This is a genomic window from Paenarthrobacter sp. 10L420, from assembly GCF_056395385.1.
Window position 1 is genome coordinate 121,768 of record NZ_JBFTJK010000004.1, and the last position, 18,501, is coordinate 140,268.

Here is an 18,501-nt window from a genome sequence, read left to right on the forward strand (position 1 = left end):
GGCCCTTGAGTGTCAGAGGCACCGCCTAGACTGGTAGTCACCATGGATATGTTGTTCGACCCCTACGCAGACGGCCCCTTCAACGCAGGCTCCAAAGCCGCCATCAAGGCTGCCCCGGAGCTTTCGCACGCGGGTGGCGGCACTGCCCGCGCCCGGTTCGGTGAGGGCAGCGGCGGGTCCAGCAGCGGTACGAACGACACTCCTGCTTCCGGTGGTTGGGGTAATCAAGGGGCTGGAAGGCTGCCATCCGCCGACGCCCTCCTCCAAGGCTTGAATCCGCAGCAGGAAGAAGCCGTGAAGCACGCCGGCAGTCCGTTGCTGATCGTTGCGGGTGCAGGCTCAGGCAAGACCCGTGTGCTGAGTAACCGGATCGCCTACCTCATTGCCACCAAGCGTGCCCACCACGGCGAAATCCTGGCCATCACCTTTACCAACAAGGCCGCGGCGGAGATGCGCGAACGTATCGAGGCCCTGGTAGGTGGCCGGGCCAAGAGCATGTGGATCTCCACGTTCCACTCCTCCTGTGTGCGCATTCTGCGCCGTGAGGCTGCGAACGTGGGCCTGAACTCGAACTTCTCCATCTACGACTCCGCGGATTCCCTGCGCCTGATCACTCTTGTGTCCAAGAACCTGGATCTGGATCCCAAGAAGTTCCCGCCCAAGGCCATCCAGCACAAGATCTCTGCGCTCAAGAACGAGCTAATCGACGCCGACTCCTACGTCTCCTCGGCAAACCACAATGACCCCTTCCAACAAGCGGTGGCGGAGGTCTTCAAGGGCTACACCCAGCGTCTTCGCCAAGCCAATGCCATGGATTTCGATGACTTGATCGCGGAGACCGTCTACATGTTCCGGGCGTTCCCCGCGCTCGCGGAGTCCTACCGGCGCCGGTTCCGGCACGTGCTGGTGGACGAGTACCAGGACACCAACCACGCCCAGTACGCGCTGGTCAGGGAAATCGTTGGCCTTGGCACTGATACCGACGTCGAGCCCAGCGAACTCACGGTGGTCGGAGACTCCGATCAGTCCATCTACGCTTTCCGTGGCGCGGACATCCGCAACATCGTGGAGTTTGAAGCCGATTACCCCAACGCGCGCACCATCAAGCTTGAGCAAAACTACCGTTCCACGCAGAACATCCTCACCGCCGCCAACTCCGTGATTTCCCGGAACCCCAACCGCCAGGAAAAGCGGCTGTGGACGGCAGAGGGCGATGGCGAGAAGATCGTAGGCTACGTAGGAGAAAACGAGCACGACGAAGCCCAGTTCATCGCCAAGGAAATCGACCGGCTTCAGGACGAGGAAGGGCTGCGTCCCGGCGATGTCGCCATTTTCTATCGCACCAACGCCCAGTCACGATCCATTGAAGACGTGCTGGTGCGGGTGGGCCTGCCGTACAAAGTGGTGGGCGGCACTCGGTTCTATGAACGCAAGGAAATCAAAGACGCCCTGGCGTACCTGCGCGTCCTGGTAAACCCCGACGACGACGTCAATCTCCGCAGGGTTCTCAACGAACCAAAGCGGGGGATTGGCGACCGTGCCGAGGGTGCAGTCGCTGCCTTGGCTGAACGCGAGCGGACGTCCTTCATGACCGCGGCCCGCCGTGCTGACCAGGCGCCAGGGATGGCAACGCGTTCTGTGAACGCAGTCCTCGGCTTTGTGAAGCTGCTGGATGACCTCGCTGAAGTGGCTTCCGGATCCGGTGCTTCCGCTGCCTTGGAGGCCGTGCTTGAGCAGACCGGATATCTCGAGGGTCTGCGCGCCAGCAACGATCCTCAGGACGAGTCCCGCGTGGAAAACCTCGCCGAATTGGTGGCGGTAGTCCGCGAGTATGAACGCGACAACCCGGACGGTTCACTGGGCGAGTTCCTGGAGCAGGTTTCCCTGGTGGCTGACGCTGATCAAATTCCTGATGCTCCCGGCGGAGATATTGACGCCGCCGTGGCCGAAGCCAAGCGCATGGGCGTTGTCACGCTCATGACATTGCACACCGCCAAGGGCCTGGAGTTCCCGGTGGTCTTCCTCACCGGCATGGAACACGGTATCTTCCCGCATCAGCGCTCGGCCACGGACCCCAAGGAACTGGCCGAAGAACGCCGCCTGGCCTACGTCGGACTTACCCGTGCACGCAAACGGCTCTATGTCACGCGCTCCGAGGTCCGCAGCATGTGGGGCCAAAGCCAGTACAACCCCGCCAGCCAGTTCCTGGAAGAGATACCCTCCGAGCTGGTGGACTGGAAACGTGAAGGCATGAGCCGGCAAGCGGCAGGTGGTGGTTGGGGAAATGCTCCAATCGGCTCCAACCGCTACGGCGGCTCTTTCTGGGGAGCAGGCACGTCCCGCGGGGTTGCCGCCAGCCCAACCGCAGGTTTCGACGCCGACGTCCCGGCCGCCGTCGCACGCAACAGGGTGCAGCCGCAAAAGGAAGTCATTTCCGTGGTGGTGGGGGACAAGGTCAACCACACAAGCTTCGGCAACGGCGTTGTGCTGGGGGTCGAGGGCTCGGGTGACAAGACCGTCGCCAAGGTGAAGTTCGACGTCGGTGAGAAGCGTCTGCTGTTGCGGTACGCGCCCCTGACCAAACTGGATGCCTGACCGAGGCCCAACTGCAGGCATGGCCGCCTCCTCGTTGACGTCCCGCCGGGTTTGTTGCCATAAGTTCAGGCCACCCCTAGACTGACGGGGCGTTGCACTGGGGCCGGCGTCGATTGTTTTGCCTACCTTGCAGCGCCAACAAATGTTGCATTCCTGTGGGGGAGGACGCGCGTGGGCGCAATGGCTGGGCGGCATGGTTATGCCGGTAAATCTCTGAGGTTCTTGCTTGCTGTGCTCCTCGTTGGCGGCTTCGCCGGGGGCCTCGCCCTGCAGGGCGCAGAGCCGGGAACTGCTGCTGATCTGCCCGTTCCTAGTAGTGTCCCCACTGCAAACCCGGCCGCCACGCCCAGCGCCAGCGCGAGTCCCAGCGCCAGTGCCAGTCCCACCGCCAGCGCGAGTCCCAGTGCCAGCGCCAGCGCGAGTCCCTCGGGCGGCGCGACAAACACGCCCAGCCCGACATCAACTGCGAGCCCTACCGAGACCCAACCACCCGCCGTCGAAAAAGTCGCCGTTGAGGCGGCAGCCCCGCTGTCGGTAAGGCTCAGCGAGGACCGCGCGTTCGTGGGCAAACCGTTTGAGGCTGAGTTGCAGGTTACCGGCGGGACCGACCCGTATACCGCAACGGCGACGGATGTCCCAGCAGGTTTGGTTTTTGACCCGGTGACCCTGAGCTTCAGCGGAACTCCTACTGAGCTGTACAGCCCATCTCTGACGGTCACCGTTTCGGACTCCTCGGATCCCCGGCAAACCCTGACCGAACAGATATACATCGACATCAAAAGCTACTATCCGCCGAGCGTTTACGTATCGGACGGAGAGCTGCTGCCGGGTATGGGCACGTTCGACGACGGTGTGGTGGGGTGGTACTACCAAGAGTTCCTCGACTATTACGGGTTGGACCGTGCGAACACCTCGATCTCAATAGTTTCCGGGCAACTTCCCCCGGGCTTGGAACTTCGCGAGTCATCGGTTTCCGGAGTGCCAACCACTCCGGGTACCTATGGATTTACTCTCCATATCCAGGACCGTTTCGGCTTCTCGGACAAGACATCCAGCATCATCGTCCATGCATTGGGAATGCAAACCACCGGTTTTGACGTTCCGCCGGCTGTGTTGGGTGAGCCGTATTCGGCCAAGATTGCACAAGCAACCGGGGGAGTAGCACCTTATGTCTACGGCTATTCCACGCGGAGGTACTTTGCGGGCGGATTGAGCTCGAGTGATCCGTCTCCGGAGGGCCTGACGGTGGATACGAACGGGTACCTCACGGGGATACCCACGCGCGTTGGCTCTTTCCGGATTGCCGTGTGGGTCCGCGACGCGGACCAGCTGACGCAGCGCATTTTCTGGACAACCGTGACTGTACTCGAAACCCGGCCTCCGGTCGTCGAGCAGCCGCCCGCGGAAAGTCCACCGGCGGCAGCGGAGGCTCCAGCAGCTCCAGCACCTCCGGCCGCGGTGACTCCGGCAGGAGCGGTGGCGTCGACGTCGGGCGCTGAACTCGTCGTAACCGGACTGCAGTCCGGAAGCCTGAAAACCACTCTGGGGGCCGCCGTGGGCCTGCTGGTTGTGGGCGCTGCGCTGATCGTCCTGAACAGCTTGCGTCGGCGGCGAAGCAGTCTGGTTTGAGGTCACCGGCATAATTGGTGGCATGCGACGGACTGTATTGGGGATTCTTGCCGCCTTGCTGATGGTGTTGGCCACGGGCTGCTCCTTCGCCACCAAGGACCCTGACTATGTCCCGCCGGCGCCGTTGCCTCCGCTGGAACAGCTCAAGCAGGTCCCCGTTACGGAGCAGACCGCCCTGGCTGCAGGCGAGGGCGTCACCGCGTTTGTGACGCCGGACCGCAACATCGTGTGCGCCATGACGTCTTCCAAGGGCGGGCACCTCAACGTGCCGTACGAGGCTAACTCGTATTCTGATGCGGCCAACAACAAGTTCGCCGTGGTGCCCGTGGTGCACTGCGAATTGGCGAAGTATGCCAAACCTGACCTAACCGACGTCGCGGACGACTGCGCCGGCACAGGCCTGGGCTACCTTGGCGGCACGGTTCTCCTTTCTCCGGATAAGGCCGTCTATGGCTCGTGTCGTTCCGGCGTAACACAAATGGAGTCAGAGTTCGGGCCCAAAGGTAGCCGGAGCGGCCCCATTTCCAAGCTGCGCGAGCTGGCCGACGGGCAGAACATCGAGCGCAACGGCCTGCGGTGCTCGGCCTATAACGACGGCGTAGCCTGCGGAAATGTCTCCGGTGGCGTGGCGTTCTTTGTCAGCCGGGAGGGCTACCAGCTGATTTCCGACGGCGGCAAAACGGTCCGCGGGAACCTGAAACCGGCGTCGTGATCGCCGTCGAACAGACGATGAGCGGCCAAAAAACCGCGTCATTCTGCGGGTTTTCTACAGCCGATAGAAGTGTAAGGTTACTCACTTAACAGGTAGTGTGTAGCTGGCGGGACTCCTCAAAGGGCTAAAGTTCCGAGAGGACCTTACGCAATGTGACCGGCTTCAATCCCGGTTGTTTACCGCGTACTTTCCGCAGCTGGCTATCGCGGTCATCGCGGTTCCCGGCTGAACAGAAAACTACTTCGACGTAGAAGGACACTAAACCGTGGACCTGTTTGAATATCAGGCGCGCGATATGTTCGAAGCGCACGGTGTACCCGTGCTCGCCGGCATCGTGGCGCACACTCCTGAAGAAGCAAAGGCAGCTGCCGAGAAGATCGGCGGCGTTACTGTCGTAAAGGCACAGGTTAAGGTTGGTGGCCGCGGCAAGGCTGGCGGCGTCAAGGTTGCCAAGACTGCCGAAGAGGCGCTTGAGCACTCCACCAACATCCTGGGCATGGACATCAAGGGCCACACCGTCAACAAGGTGATGATCGCCCAGGGTGCGGACATCGCCGAGGAATTCTACTTCTCGGTCCTCCTGGACCGCGCAAACCGCAACTACCTGGCCATGTGCTCGGTTGAAGGCGGAATGGAAATTGAGCAGCTGGCTGTTGAGCGTCCTGAGGCCCTGGCCAAGATCGCCATCGACCCCGCTGTGGGCATTGACCAGGCCAAGGCTGACGAGATCGTCGCAGCTGCAGGCTTCGCTGAAGAACTGCGCGGCAAAGTGGCCGACGTCATTCTGAAGCTCTGGGACGTTTTCAAGAAGGAAGACGCAACCCTGGTTGAGGTCAACCCTCTGGTCCGCACCGGCGCGGGCGACATCATTGCCCTCGACGGCAAGGTCACTCTCGACGAAAACGCCGATTTCCGCCACGTGCACCACGCACTGCTCGAGGACAAGGAATCGGCTGACCCGCTTGAGGCCAAGGCAAAGGCTCAGGACCTCAACTACGTCAAGCTGGACGGCGAAGTAGGCATCATCGGCAACGGCGCCGGTCTTGTGATGTCCACCCTGGACGTTGTTGCTTACGCTGGTGAAAACCACGGCAACGTCAAGCCCGCCAACTTCCTGGACATCGGTGGTGGAGCTTCCGCCGAGGTCATGGCCAACGGCCTGGACGTCATCCTGGGCGACTCCCAGGTCAAGAGCGTGTTCGTGAACGTCTTCGGTGGCATCACTGCTTGTGACGCTGTGGCAAAGGGCATCGTGGGTGCACTTGCTGAGCTCGGATCCGCTGCGAACAAGCCGCTGGTCGTTCGCCTCGATGGCAACAACGTCGAGGAAGGCCGCCGCATCCTGACCGAGGCCAACCACCCGCTGGTTACTCTGGCCGCCACCATGGACGAGGGCGCCGACAAGGCCGCCGAGCTCGCCAACGCAGCTAAGTAAAGGGACGCGACAATGTCTATCTACCTCAACAAAGACTCCAAGGTCATCGTTCAGGGCATCACCGGCGGTGAAGGCACCAAGCACACCGCACTGATGCTCAAGGCCGGCACCAACATTGTTGGTGGCGTCAACGCCCGCAAGGCCGGCACCACGGTCCTGCACGGCGACAAGGAAATCACCGTCTTTGGCACCGTCAAGGAAGCCATCGCTGAAACCGGCGCAGACGTCTCCATCGTCTTCGTTCCGCCGGCATTCACCAAGGATGCAGTGGTTGAAGCCATCGAAGCCGGCATCGGCCTCGTTGTAGTCATCACTGAAGGCGTTCCGGTACAGGACTCCGCCGAATTCTGGGCACTCGCCCAGTCCAAGGTTGACGCAGACGGCAACCAGGTCACCCGCATCATCGGGCCGAACTGCCCCGGCATCATCACCCCGGGCGAAGCCCTGGTTGGCATCACCCCGGCGAACATCACGGGCAAGGGCCCCATCGGCCTGGTGTCCAAGTCTGGTACCTTGACCTACCAGATGATGTACGAACTCCGCGACCTCGGCTTCTCCACCGCCATCGGTATTGGTGGCGACCCCATCATCGGCACCACGCACATCGACGCCCTGGCTGCGTTTGAGGCTGACCCGGAGACCAAGGCGATCGTCATGATCGGCGAAATCGGTGGCGATGCTGAAGAGCGCGCTGCTGACTTCATCAAGGCCAACGTCACTAAGCCGGTTGTTGGCTACGTTGCAGGCTTCACCGCTCCTGAGGGCAAGACCATGGGCCACGCCGGCGCCATCGTCTCCGGCTCCGCAGGTACCGCACAGGCCAAGAAGGAAGCTCTCGAAGCTGCAGGCGTGAAGGTCGGCAAGACGCCGTCCGAAACCGCTAAGCTGCTGCGCGAGGTTTTCGCAACGCTCTAGTACCAAAGCAACGCGGGGTCACTTATGGCCCATTCCTGAACGTGGAATGGGCTCAAAGTGACCCCGCGTTGCTCTTTAAAGCACGACGGCGGCCCCGCACCWTTTTCAAACGGAAGGTGCGGGGCCGCCGTCGTGCTTTAACGCGAACCCTCTGTACCTTCGTCATCTTTCTTTGTTAGTATGTCAGGACAAACTACTTCGAAGGAGACTCGGATGCCACTTGTAAGAATCGACGTCAATCAGGGCCGGTCGACGGAGGAACTGGCCTCCATCAGCCGCGCCATTCACGATGCAATCGTGACTGAGTATGAAATCCCCGAGCGCGACTACTTTCACATCCTCACTGAACACCCGCGGGGACGGATCGTGGCCCAGGATGCCGGACTGGGCTTTGAGCGGAGCGACGACGTAGTGATGATCCAGATCTTCACGCAGGGCGGGCGAAGCCAGATGGCCAAGAGCTCGCTCTTCGAGGCTATTGCCGAAGCGCTTGGCGAGGTTGGTATCAAGGGCGAGGATGTCTTCATTGGCTACATGGAGAACTCGCCTGGTGACTGGTCTTTCGGCTTCGGACGGAGCCAATATGTCACTGGAGAATTGGCCATCCCGCGCAAGTAGATGCAGTCCGTGTCATGTTGTAAATATGTCAGTACAAACCTTTGACAGGACATGAAATCTGGGGCAAAGTAGTCATGTGGCCCCGCTCACTGAGGGGTGGCAAGGCATTGGGGCCCAGCGCTCAAAGGTTCAGAGTTCACAAGAGAAAGGTCAACGATCATCGTGACCCACGAACTGCTTACAATCGGGCGCATCAGCGTTGATATCTACCCGAACGACATCGGAGTGGACCTGGAGGACGTAACGTCCTTCGGCAAGTATTTGGGAGGTTCGCCCTCCAATGTGGCCGTCGCTGCTGCGCGCCACGGCCGCCGCTCCGGTGTCATTACCCGCACGGGCGACGACGCATTCGGAAAGTATCTGCACCGGGAACTGCACAAGTTCAATGTTGACGATTCGTTTGTCTCCCCGGTGAAGGAGTACCCGACGGCGGTGACTTTCTGTGCGATCAAGCCGCCGGAGGATTTCCCGTTGTACTTCTACGGACGTTTCCCCACGGCGCCGGACCTGCAGATCAAAGCCGAAGAACTCGATCTTGAGGCCATCAGGGACGCGGGCATTTTCTGGTCCACGGTGACTGGCCTGTGCCAGGAACCCAGCCGCAGTGCCCACCTCGCCGCCCACGAAGCCCGGCCTCGGACTGGTCTGAAGGAAGGCCAGTTCACCATCCTGGACCTGGATTACCGGCCGATGTTCTGGGATTCGGAAGAGGAAGCCCGCACGGAAGTCGCTAAAATCCTCCCGCACGTCACAGTCGCGATCGGCAACGACAAAGAATGCGCCGTCGCGGTAGGAGAGGGGACGCCGGACGAACAGGCGGACCGCCTGCTGGCTGCAGGCGTCGAGATCGCAGTTGTGAAGCTCGGCCCGGAAGGTGTGATGGCCAAGACCCGCACTGAGCGTGTTGTCTCGGCCCCTGTAACGGTGGAAACCGTCAACGGCCTGGGCGCGGGTGATTCCTTCGGCGGGGCTTTCTGCCATGGACTGCTGTCCGGTTGGCCGCTGTCCGAGGTCCTGGATTACGCAAACGCTTCCGGTGCAATCGTCGCCTCGCGGCTTTCCTGCGCGGATGCGATGCCGACGCCGGATGAGGTCACTTCGTTGCTGGCCGAACGCGGCCGGCGGATCCCGGGAGCTTCCCCTGCCGCGGCCCCTGCGCCTGCAGTACCCACGTTCGCAGAAGGAGCAGTCCGTTGAGCCTGAATGACGATCCCCGCCGGTATGAGCACTTGAGCCGTATCAGGCTGGAGGACCCGGAGGCCGTCGCGCGCGCGGCTGCCACCCGGCGTCGCCACCCGGGCTTGAAGCACGGCGTCCAGAATTTCATTGTTGCGGCGGACCACCCGGCACGGGGCGCCCTTTCGGTCGGGCCGGAGCCGATGGCGATGGCCGATCGCCGGGACTTGCTGGACCGATTGCAGATCGCCCTGGCGAACCCGGCCGTGGATGGCATCCTTGCCTCGCCGGACATCATGGACGATCTCCTGCTGCTGGGTGCTTTGGATGGCAAACTGATCTTCGGCTCGATGAACCGTGGTGGCCTGGCTGGTCTGGTCAACGAGTTCGATGACCGGTTCACCGGCCACACAGCCGCTGCGTTGCAGGCACTGGGTGCCGATGGCGGGAAGATGCTTACGCGGATCTGCCTGGGAGATCCGGATACCGTGGCCACGCTTGAAGCGACCGCCAAGGCCATCGATTCGTTGGCCGAACGTAAGCTCATCGCCATGGTGGAGCCGTTCCTGTCGGTGCGGGACGCCCATGGCAAGGTCCGCAACGATCTTCGCGCGGACGCCGTGATCAAATCCGTCGGCATCGCCGAGGGCCTGGGTTCCACCAGTGCCTACACCTGGATGAAACTTCCGGTGGTGGCCGACATGGAACGCGTCATGGCCTCCACCACCCTTCCCACGGTGCTGTTGGGCGGTGACCCTGATGGCTCGCAGGACGAGGTCTTCGCCAGTTGGCAGGCCGCCCTCGCGCTGCCGGGCGTCCGCGGCCTCACAGTGGGCCGGACGCTGCTCTACCCGCACGACGGCGATGTGGCAGGTGCCGTTGCGACGGCCGCCTCGCTGCTGAACAGCACTGCACCTGCGACCGGACCTGCGCCGGCTGCGGGGGAGCGCACCTCGTCTGACCGTATTCCAGTGAAAGTATCGGAGTAGCCCCGCCATGGGAATCTCAACAGGAACAGCAACCCGTCGGATGACCGTGGCCCAGGCCGTGGTCGAGTTCCTTTCCAAGCAGTACACGGTGGATTCCATCGGAGGCCAGGAGTACCGTGAGCGCCTGATCCCGGGCATGTTCGGTATCTTCGGGCACGGCAACGTTGCTGGCGTTGGTCAGGCTTTGAAGCAGTACCAGGCAGCGGACCCGTCCATCATGCCGTACTACCAAGGCCGCAATGAGCAGGCCCAGGCGCATCAGGCGGTTGGCTATGCGCGGCACACGCGCCGGCGCCAGACGTTCGCGATCAGCACCTCGATCGGACCCGGTTCCTCGAACCTGCTGACAGGTGCCGCCCTGGCCACAACGAACCGGTTGCCGGTGCTGCTGCTTCCGAGTGACACGTTCGCCACCCGGGCAGCGGACCCGGTGTTGCAGCAGTTGGAGTTGCCGTACGCGTACGACATCACGGTCAATGATGCGTTCCGTCCGTTGTCGAAGTTCTTTGACCGGGTGTCCCGTCCGGAGCAGTTGTTCTCGGCCTTCCACCACGGCCTGCGTGTCCTGACGGACCCGGCCGAGACAGGCGCGGTGACCATTTCCCTGCCGCAGGACGTCCAGGCCGAGGCCCTGGACGTCCCGGAAGAGTTCCTGGCCGAGCGTGACTGGCGGATCCGCCGTCCCGAGGCCGAGGACGAGGACATCCGCCGCGCCGTCGAGGCCATCCGGGCCGCGAAGTGCCCCGTGATCATCGCCGGCGGCGGTGTGCTGTACGCCTACGCCAATGAAGAACTCGCCAAGTTCGCCGAACTGACCGGCATTCCCGTGGGGAACACGCAGGCTGGCGTCGGGGTTCTGCCCTGGGACCACAAACACTCCCTGGGTGCGATCGGGTCCACGGGCACGACGGCGGCCAACGCCATCGCTGCCGAAGCGGACCTGGTCATCGGGATCGGAACGCGCTACGAAGACTTCACCACCGCGTCCCGCACCGCGTTCCAGAACCCGGACGTGAAGTTCGTGAACATCAACGTCGCCCCCATCGATGCCTACAAGCACGGGACCACCATTCCGGTCGTCGCCGACGCCCGCAAGGCCCTGGTGAAACTGAACCAGGCCTTGGGCGGCTACCGTGTGGGTGCTGACCTTGAAGAAAAGGTCGCGGCGGAGAAGAAACGCTGGAACGCGATCGTGGACGAAGCGTTTGATACCCGGTTCACGCCATTACCGGCGCAGAACGAGATCATCGGCGCGACGAACAAGGCCATGGATGACCAGGATGTTGTCATCTGCGCCGCGGGTTCCCTGCCGGGTGACCTGCACAAAATGTGGCGGGTCCGTGACCCGTTCGGCTACCACGTGGAATACGCATACTCCTGCATGGGCTACGAAATCCCGGGCGGGTTGGGCGTGAAGCGCGCAGCACTGGCCGAAGCCGCTGCCGGCGGTCCGAACAGGGATGTGGTGGTGATGGTGGGGGACGGTTCCTACCTGATGATGCATACCGAACTGGTCACCGCCGTCGCCGAACGCATCAAGCTGATCGTGGTTCTGATCCAGAACCACGGCTACGCTTCCATCGGTTCGCTGTCCGAGTCCCTCGGTTCCCAGCGTTTCGGGACGCAGTACCGGGTCCTGGACAAGGAACAGCACAGTTTCGACGCCGGCGAGCACCTGCCGATCGATCTGGCCACCAACGCCGAATCCCTGGGCGCGAAAGTCATCCGGATCGAACCGGGCGAGAACGTCATCGAAGCCCTCGGCGCGGCCATCAAAGAAGCCAAGGCAGCCCCGGAAACCGGCCCGATCGTCATCCACGTCGAGTCCGATCCTCTGCTGGACGCGCCCAGCTCCGAATCCTGGTGGGACGTTCCCGTCTCCCAGATCTCCGAGCTCGAATCCACCCGGCAGGCCTACACGACGTACACCGAGCACAAGAACCGCCAGCGCAAGCTGCTCGGCTGATTCCCAACACACAGCCCCCGCCTCTAAAGCCACAGCTTTCAAAGCCACAGACCAAAGGAAGTCCGCATGTCGACGACGACCACACTGACCACCATTAACCACTTCATCAACGGCGCCGAAACCGCAGGCGACGGCGACCGCACCCAGCCCGTATATAACCCGGCAACGGGGCAGGTCAGCGCCGAGTTGCGCCTGGCCAACGAGGCTGACCTGAACACTGCGGTGGCCGCGGCGAAGAAAGCTGCCGAGTCCTGGGGCGATATTTCCCTGGCCAAACGCACGGGCGTGTTGTTCAAGTTCCGTGAGCTGGTCGCCGCGCACGTGGACGACCTCGCCGAACTGATCACCGCCGAGCACGGCAAGGTCCTCTCCGACGCGAAGGGCGAGATCGGCCGCGGCCTGGAAGTCATCGAATTCGCCTGCGGCATTCCGCAGCTGCTCAAGGGCGACTACTCGGACCAGGTCTCCACCGGCATCGACGTGTTCTCCTTCCGTGAGCCCCTGGGCGTGGTTGCCGGCATTACCCCGTTCAACTTCCCGGTGATGGTGCCTTTGTGGATGGCTCCGATGGCGATCGCCACGGGCAACGCGTTCATCCTCAAGCCCTCCGAGCGTGACCCGTCCGCCCCGATGCTCCTCGCCCGCCTGTGGAAGCAGGCCGGGCTGCCGGATGGGGTGTTCCAGGTCCTGCACGGCGGGAAGGAAACCGTCGACGGGCTCCTGACCCACCCGGACGTAGACGGCATCTCCTTTGTTGGCTCGACGCCGATCGCGCAGTACGTGCATGAGACCGCCACGAAGCGCGGCAAGCGAGTCCAGGCCCTGGGTGGGGCGAAGAACCACGCGATCGTGATGCCCGACGCGGACCTGGACAACGCCGCAGACCACCTCGCCGCCGCCGCTTTCGGCTCCGCCGGGGAACGGTGCATGGCGATCTCCGTCGCCGTCGCCGTCGGAGACGCCGCCGACCTGATCGTGAAGAAAGTCGAAGAACGTGCCCTGGCCATCAAGGTCAGCAACGGCACCGAACCCGACGCCGACATGGGCCCGGTCATCACCCCGGCCTCGAAGGAACGCATCCTCAAGATCGTCACCGAAGCCGAAAATGCCGGCGCGGCCATGGTCGTGGACGGCCGGGACCTCGTCGTCCCGGGCCACGAAGAAGGCTTCTGGGTCGGACCCACCGTGATCGATCACGTAACCAGCGAGATGACTGCGTACACCGAGGAAATCTTCGGCCCCGTCCTGGTCGTGGTCCGCGTCGCCGACCTCGAAGAAGGCATCGCGCTGATCAACGCCAACCCTTACGGCAACGGCACCGCGATCTTCACCTCCTCCGGCGCCGCAGCCCGTAAATTCCAGCGCTCCGTGACCGTGGGCATGGTCGGCATCAACGTGCCCCTGCCCGTCCCCGTGGCCTACCACTCCTTCGGTGGCTGGAAGAACTCCCTCTTCGGCGACAAACACATCTACGGCCCCGAAGGCGTGTCCTTCTACACCCGCGGCAAAGTCATCACCTCCCGCTGGCCCGAACCCACCCACGCCTCCGGCGCCTCCTACAACTTCCCCTCCAACTAACCTTCCTAGAAAGACACCGCTGTCATGACTGACGTCGAGAACAAGCTCATCATCGGCACCGCCCCCGACTCCTGGGGCGTGTGGTTTGCCGATGACCCCCAGCAGACTCCGTGGGAACGGTTCCTGGATGAGGTTGCTGAATCCGGTTACAAATGGATTGAACTGGGTCCCTACGGCTACCTGCCCAACGACCCCACCCGTCTGGCTGAAGAGCTCAAGCAGCGCGACCTCAAGGTCACTGCCGGAACGGTGTTCACGGCATTCCACCGTGGTGCCAAGCAGTACGACGAAGCCTGGGAGCCGGCCCGTAAGGTGGCCGAACTGACTGCGGCCATGGGTGGCGAACACATTGTGGTTATCCCCACGATGTGGCGGGACGACGTCACGGGCGAGGCCGTAGAGAATGGCGAACTGACCGACGAACAGTGGGCTGATCTCTTCGCCGGCCACAACCGGATGGGCAAGGTCCTGTTGGAGGACTTTGGCCTGCACCAGCAGTTCCACTCCCACGCGGACTCCCACGTTGGCGCGCAGCAGGACATCGAAACCCTCTTGGCGGCAACGGATCCCCAGTACCTGAACCTTTGCTTGGACACGGGCCACGCGGAGTACTGTGGCGCTTCCAGCCTGGAGCTCATCAAGAATTACCCCGACCGGATCGGCTACCTGCACCTCAAGCAGATCAACCCGGAGATCCTTGCAGAGGTCAACGAGAAGAACATGACCTGGGCCGCTGCCAACTTGGCCGGCGTCATGACCGAGCCGCCCAACGGCCTCCCGGACCTGCGCGCCGTGATCGAAGCCGTGGAAGGCCTCAACCGGCCGATCTTTGGCATCGTGGAGCAGGACATGTACCCGGTAGCGTTCGATGTGCCGATGCCCATCGCCAAGCGAACCCGGAACTATCTGCTCTCCTGCGGATCCCGCACACGGGTCCAGTAGCGCGGTCCAGTAACAAACCGAACCTCACGAAGGATAGAAAAGTGACAAAGATTCTCCGCGTTGCCGTCATCGGCGCAGGCCGCATGGGTGCGGACCACATCAAGCGCCTCAGCACCCGCATCCACGGCGCTGAAGTAGCCGCCGTCGTCGATGTTGACCTTGCCCGCGCGCAGGCTGCCGTTGAAGGAATCGACGGCGCCGTGGCGCTGTCCAGTGCCGATGAGGCGCTGAACAATGGTGACGTCAACGCCGTCCTGATCGCCACGCCGGGCTTCCTGCACGAGGAAATCCTGTACAAGGCGTTGGAGAAGGACTTCCCGATTCTCTGTGAGAAGCCGCTGACGCCGGATGCAGAAAGCGCGTGGAAGGTTGTCCAGGCTGAACTGGCATTGGGCCACAAGCGCATTCAGGTGGGTTTCATGCGCCGTTTTGATGCCGAGTACTCAGCGCTGGGTTCGATCATCCGCAACAGTGAATTGGGGGAGCTGTTGATGTTGCACCACCAGCACCGCAACCCCAGCACGCCTGAGGGCTTCACCAACGAGATGCTGATCAACGACTCCGTGGTCCACGAGTTCGATGCCATCCGTTACTTCACCGGCGAGGAAATCACGTCCGTGCAGGTCCGCTTGGGGAAGCCTACGCGCAACGCCCCGAATGGCCAGCACGACCCCCAGCATGTGCTGCTTGAAACCGAGTCCGGCGTGTTGGCCGACGTCGAGATTTACGTCAACGCCAAGTTCGGCTACCAGGTGGCCACTCAGGCGTCCTTCGAGGACGGCATTGTGAGCATCGGCGGGGACAGCGGCCCTTACATCCAGTCCGCTGGCAAGTGGGGCGGCAGCGTCACTCCGGGCTTCGAGGAGCGCTTCGGAGCAGCGTACGACGTCGAGGTCCAGGCTTGGGTTGATGCCGCCCTTCGCGGCGAAATCGGCGGTCCCACCGCCTGGGACGGTTATGCCACCGCTGCCTGCTGCGAGGCCGGCGTCGAGGCCCAGAAGTCGGGCGAAAAGGTCAAGGTCCAGTTGAACACCAAGCCGGATCTCTACAAGTAAGGGACTGTTATGAAGATCGCCCTTGATCCCACTCCGTTCCACCACAGCCATACGCTGCTGGAGTTCCCGCGCGTGGCAGCTGATCTCGGCTACAAGTACCTGCAGATGACTCCCCATGCGGACCTCATCCCGTTCTTCAACCACCCCAAAGCTGATGACGAGCTTGTGGGTAAGTTGAGGGCAGCGTGTAAGGACGCCGGCGTCGAAATCGCCTCGGTCCTGCCCGTCCTGCGGTGGTCTGGACCCGATGAGGACGCCCGGGAAGCTGCGGTCCGCTACTGGAAGCGGGCCATCCAGATCGCCGTCGATCTCGGGGTCCAGACCATGAACACGGAGTTCAGTGGCCGCCCCGAGAATGCCGAGGAGTCTGAACGCGCGTTCTACCGTTCCATGGAGGAGCTCCTGCCGATCATCGAGCGCGAAGACATGGATGTGCTCATTGATCCCCACCCGGACGACTTCGTGGAGGATGGTCTGGCTGCACTGCGTGTGATCCGGGGCGTGAACTCCCCGAACATCGGCATGGTCTACGTGGCTTCGCACTCTTTCCATATGGGCAACAAGCCGTTGGAGATCATGCGTGCAGCCGGCGACAAGCTCCGCCTGGTGCACGTCTCTGACACGATGAACCACCACGCCTCACACGGCCTCCGGTACATCACCAACCCGCCTGGCAACGCTGTCCGCGTCCACCAGCACCTCAAGATCGGTGACGGGGACGTGAACTGGGACGAGTTCTTCGGCGGCCTGAAGGAGATCGGGTTCCTGGACAAGGAGAACACCGTCATGGTCTCTTCGGTGTTCGCAGAGGACGAGAATGCCGAGGACGTTTCCCGGTATCAGCTCAAGACGATGAACGACTACATCGCCGGAACAAAATAGGTAGCTTGAGTACGGCTAAGGCCCCCTGGATATCATCCAGGGGGCCTTGGCTGTGCACCAGCTCGGGAAGTTAGGCGCCGAACGGGAGCCTTGGGTCCACGTCCTGGCCGTCCCAGGTCTGGCGGATCCAGCCGTGGTGGGGGTCATCGCTGATGAGCCAGTCGCGCACGCGTCCGGGGCCTGCCATGACGTTCAGGTAGTAGAGGTCGTAGCCCGGAGCTGCCATGGCAGGTCCATGCCAGCCGTACGGGACCAGGACCACGTCACCGGTGCGGACCTCAGCCGAAACATCGATGGGCCGGTCATCGGAGGCGTAGACGCGGGCGTAGCCGATGGCGTCTGAGTCTTCCGGGGCGGGCGAACCTTCAGCGACGCGCGTTTCGAAGTAGTAGATCTCCTCCAGGCTGGTCTCGCCTTCCTTCTCCTCATCGTGCTTGTGGGGAGGGTAGGAGGACCAATTGCCGCCGGGGGTGATGACCTCGCAGACAATGAAACGATCAGCTTCCAACGCAGCCGGTGTGCCGAAGTTGTGGACCTGCCGGGAGCAGTTGCCCGCCCCACGCAGCTCTACGGGGGTCTCGGCTGCCGTGATCAGGCGGATTGGGTACTCGGCCTTCGCCGGTGCGGTCGCGACTGCCACCCTGCCGCCGTCGTGCGAGCTGATGGTGACAGCCTTATCGATACCTGTGTACAGGACGTCACTTGGCCCGTGGAAAACCGAATGCCGGCCCGCGAGGCTGTACTCGCCGTCGTCGACCGTCACGGTAAACGAACCGCTCAACGGAACCACAATGCGTTCTTCCGCAGCGGCAGGAAGCTCGACGGCGGCACCAGGCACGAGCGTGGCAACCTTCAGTCCCGTATGGGCCCAGCCGTCGATCGCGAGAGTGGAATCGGAAGTGCCGAGCGAGATATCCCACTTGCCGTCAGTAGCTGTTCCCAGTGGGTAGACCCAGTTGGCCATAAGTTTGTGTCCTTGCGTTAGCGCTGTACGAGTGTCATTTCAAAGCTGTAGGAATCGGCGCGGTAGACGTGGTGTCCCGTTTCAACCATGCGTCCCGTGTCATCCACCGCGGTGCGCTCCATGGTCACAAGCGCCGAACCCACTTCGGCTTCGAGAAGGGGAGCCTGGTAGTCATTGGCGATCATGGCGCCGATGCGCTGGGATGCCAATCGGAAATTCACGCCGCCGCGACGAAGGATCGAATAGAGCCCCTCGCTGGAGAGCTGGGCTTCGTCCATGCTGGTGATGTCGTCACGGACCCAGTTCTCCATGAGCGCCAGGGGCTTGCCGCCAACTTTGCGGAGGCGGGTGAAGTGGTAGACCTTTGACCCAGGCGGCAGTTGAAGCGCGGTGAGTGTGGCGGCGTCGGCCTCCACGTGGGAGAAGCTGAGCACATCCGTGGTGGGCTTCTTGCCGTTATTGCTGAGGTCATCGAAAAGGCTGGAGAGTTCCAGGGGACGCCGGACCTGGCTTGAAACAACCTGGGTACCAACGCCACGTTTACGCACCAGAAGGCCCGAGCGGACCAGTTCGTCCATGGCCTTTCGCATGGTGGGGCGGGACAGGTTCAGCTGTGCCGCAAGGTCGATTTCGTTGTCCAACCTGCTGCCCGGTTCCAGGACTCCGCTATGGATGGCGGCTTCGATTCCCTGGACCACTTGGTGATAGAGCGGCACCGGGGACGAACGGTCGATGCTGAGGCTGAGTTGGTTCGCCACGGGTTTCTCCTAGCCTGCGGAAGCCCGGCCCGGGAAGCAGTATCCCGGCCGGATGGATGAGTATGTCCGCTCATGTTCTCTTGATAGGACATACTGCCTTTTTCTGATAATAGCAGCCGGGCTGTGCTGGTCAAGGAAGTGACTTCCACCCACGCTGCGGCGTCATCTACTCGAGGAACTTACGTAAAAACATCCTAATGTCAGGACAAACTGTTGACAAAGTGTGAGACGAGTCACCATGATCGAGGTAGCAGGCGATCCGGGCACGAGTCCCCGGACGCCCGAAG

At 62.4% G+C, this 18,501-nt stretch carries 15 protein-coding genes; 13 read left to right on the forward strand and 2 right to left on the reverse strand.

The window, feature by feature from the left end; all coding sequences use genetic code 11:
* Positions 1-42 precede the first annotated feature (42 nt).
* The 13 genes from pcrA (at position 43) to AC1DD5_RS09025 (ending at position 16,492) form a co-directional block, all read left to right on the forward strand.
* The gene (pcrA, locus tag AC1DD5_RS08965; RefSeq protein ID WP_477521172.1) at positions 43-2,595 is read left to right on the forward strand and encodes a DNA helicase PcrA; all 2,553 of its coding nucleotides are present in this window, start codon (positions 43-45) and stop codon (positions 2,593-2,595) included.
* A gap of 180 nt (positions 2,596-2,775) precedes the next feature.
* On the forward strand, positions 2,776-4,224 hold the full coding sequence (locus AC1DD5_RS08970) for a putative Ig domain-containing protein (RefSeq protein ID WP_477521273.1): 1,449 nt from the start codon (positions 2,776-2,778) through the stop codon (positions 4,222-4,224).
* Between the two features lie 22 nt (positions 4,225-4,246).
* Positions 4,247-4,936 carry a hypothetical protein gene (locus AC1DD5_RS08975; protein WP_477521173.1) on the forward strand — a complete coding sequence of 230 codons (690 nt, stop codon included), beginning with the start codon at positions 4,247-4,249 and terminating at the stop codon, positions 4,934-4,936.
* Positions 4,937-5,201: 265 nt separating this feature from the next.
* Positions 5,202-6,371 carry an ADP-forming succinate--CoA ligase subunit beta gene (gene sucC / locus AC1DD5_RS08980; RefSeq protein WP_224093741.1) on the forward strand — a complete coding sequence of 390 codons (1,170 nt, stop codon included), beginning with the start codon at positions 5,202-5,204 and terminating at the stop codon, positions 6,369-6,371.
* A gap of 12 nt (positions 6,372-6,383) precedes the next feature.
* On the forward strand, positions 6,384-7,286 hold the full coding sequence (gene sucD, locus AC1DD5_RS08985) for a succinate--CoA ligase subunit alpha (RefSeq protein WP_442005960.1): 903 nt from the start codon (positions 6,384-6,386) through the stop codon (positions 7,284-7,286).
* Positions 7,287-7,499: 213 nt separating this feature from the next.
* Complete coding sequence (locus AC1DD5_RS08990) at positions 7,500-7,904, forward strand: tautomerase family protein (protein WP_477521174.1); 405 nt, start codon at positions 7,500-7,502, stop codon at positions 7,902-7,904.
* 162 nt (positions 7,905-8,066) lie between these two features.
* A complete protein-coding gene (iolC, locus tag AC1DD5_RS08995; protein ID WP_477521175.1) occupies positions 8,067-9,101 on the forward strand; it encodes a 5-dehydro-2-deoxygluconokinase in 1,035 nt (344 codons plus the stop codon).
* Positions 9,098-10,069 (forward strand): Cgl0159 family (beta/alpha)8-fold protein, encoded by a 972-nt coding sequence (locus AC1DD5_RS09000; RefSeq protein WP_477521176.1) that lies wholly within the window; start codon positions 9,098-9,100, stop codon positions 10,067-10,069. The genes iolC and AC1DD5_RS09000 overlap by 4 nt, the downstream gene beginning before the upstream one ends.
* A 40-nt stretch (positions 10,070-10,109) precedes the next feature.
* On the forward strand, positions 10,110-12,035 hold the full coding sequence (gene iolD / locus AC1DD5_RS09005; RefSeq protein ID WP_477521274.1) for a 3D-(3,5/4)-trihydroxycyclohexane-1,2-dione acylhydrolase (decyclizing): 1,926 nt from the start codon (positions 10,110-10,112) through the stop codon (positions 12,033-12,035).
* A 66-nt stretch (positions 12,036-12,101) separates the two neighbouring features.
* Entirely contained in the window at positions 12,102-13,613 is a 1,512-nt protein-coding gene (locus tag AC1DD5_RS09010; protein WP_477521177.1) for a CoA-acylating methylmalonate-semialdehyde dehydrogenase, read from the forward strand.
* Between the two features lie 24 nt (positions 13,614-13,637).
* The gene (locus AC1DD5_RS09015) at positions 13,638-14,555 is read left to right on the forward strand and encodes a sugar phosphate isomerase/epimerase family protein (protein ID WP_477521178.1); all 918 of its coding nucleotides are present in this window, start codon (positions 13,638-13,640) and stop codon (positions 14,553-14,555) included.
* A gap of 41 nt (positions 14,556-14,596) precedes the next feature.
* Positions 14,597-15,610, forward strand: coding sequence for a Gfo/Idh/MocA family protein (locus AC1DD5_RS09020; RefSeq protein ID WP_477521179.1), 1,014 nt, complete (start codon positions 14,597-14,599; stop codon positions 15,608-15,610).
* A gap of 9 nt (positions 15,611-15,619) precedes the next feature.
* Positions 15,620-16,492 carry a sugar phosphate isomerase/epimerase family protein gene (locus AC1DD5_RS09025; RefSeq protein ID WP_477518100.1) on the forward strand — a complete coding sequence of 291 codons (873 nt, stop codon included), beginning with the start codon at positions 15,620-15,622 and terminating at the stop codon, positions 16,490-16,492.
* Positions 16,493-16,562: 70 nt separating this feature from the next.
* On the opposite strand, the gene iolB is transcribed toward AC1DD5_RS09025, so the two are convergent.
* Positions 16,563-17,456, reverse strand: a complete 894-nt coding sequence (gene iolB / locus AC1DD5_RS09030) for a 5-deoxy-glucuronate isomerase (protein ID WP_477518101.1) — start codon at positions 17,454-17,456, stop codon at positions 16,563-16,565.
* A 17-nt stretch (positions 17,457-17,473) separates the two neighbouring features.
* Positions 17,474-18,214: a GntR family transcriptional regulator gene (locus AC1DD5_RS09035; protein ID WP_224093760.1), complete on the reverse strand. Its 741-nt coding sequence runs from the start codon at positions 18,212-18,214 to the stop codon at positions 17,474-17,476.
* Positions 18,215-18,501: the final 287 nt, after the last annotated feature.

Excerpts from the sequence above, each read along its gene's own strand:
- pcrA (WP_477521172.1), top strand. The coding sequence starts at position 43 with ATGGATATGTTGTTCGACCCCTACGCAGACGGCCCCTTCAACGCAGGC.
- AC1DD5_RS08970 (WP_477521273.1), top strand. The coding sequence starts at position 2,776 with ATGGCTGGGCGGCATGGTTATGCCGGTAAATCTCTGAGGTTCTTGCTT.
- AC1DD5_RS08975 (WP_477521173.1), top strand. The coding sequence starts at position 4,247 with ATGCGACGGACTGTATTGGGGATTCTTGCCGCCTTGCTGATGGTGTTG.
- sucD (WP_442005960.1), top strand. The coding sequence starts at position 6,384 with ATGTCTATCTACCTCAACAAAGACTCCAAGGTCATCGTTCAGGGCATC.
- AC1DD5_RS08990 (WP_477521174.1), top strand. The coding sequence starts at position 7,500 with ATGCCACTTGTAAGAATCGACGTCAATCAGGGCCGGTCGACGGAGGAA.
- iolD (WP_477521274.1), top strand. The coding sequence starts at position 10,110 with ATGACCGTGGCCCAGGCCGTGGTCGAGTTCCTTTCCAAGCAGTACACG.
- AC1DD5_RS09010 (WP_477521177.1), top strand. The coding sequence starts at position 12,102 with ATGTCGACGACGACCACACTGACCACCATTAACCACTTCATCAACGGC.
- AC1DD5_RS09015 (WP_477521178.1), top strand. The coding sequence starts at position 13,638 with ATGACTGACGTCGAGAACAAGCTCATCATCGGCACCGCCCCCGACTCC.
- AC1DD5_RS09025 (WP_477518100.1), top strand. The coding sequence starts at position 15,620 with ATGAAGATCGCCCTTGATCCCACTCCGTTCCACCACAGCCATACGCTG.
- iolB (WP_477518101.1), bottom strand. The coding sequence starts at position 17,456 with ATGGCCAACTGGGTCTACCCACTGGGAACAGCTACTGACGGCAAGTGG.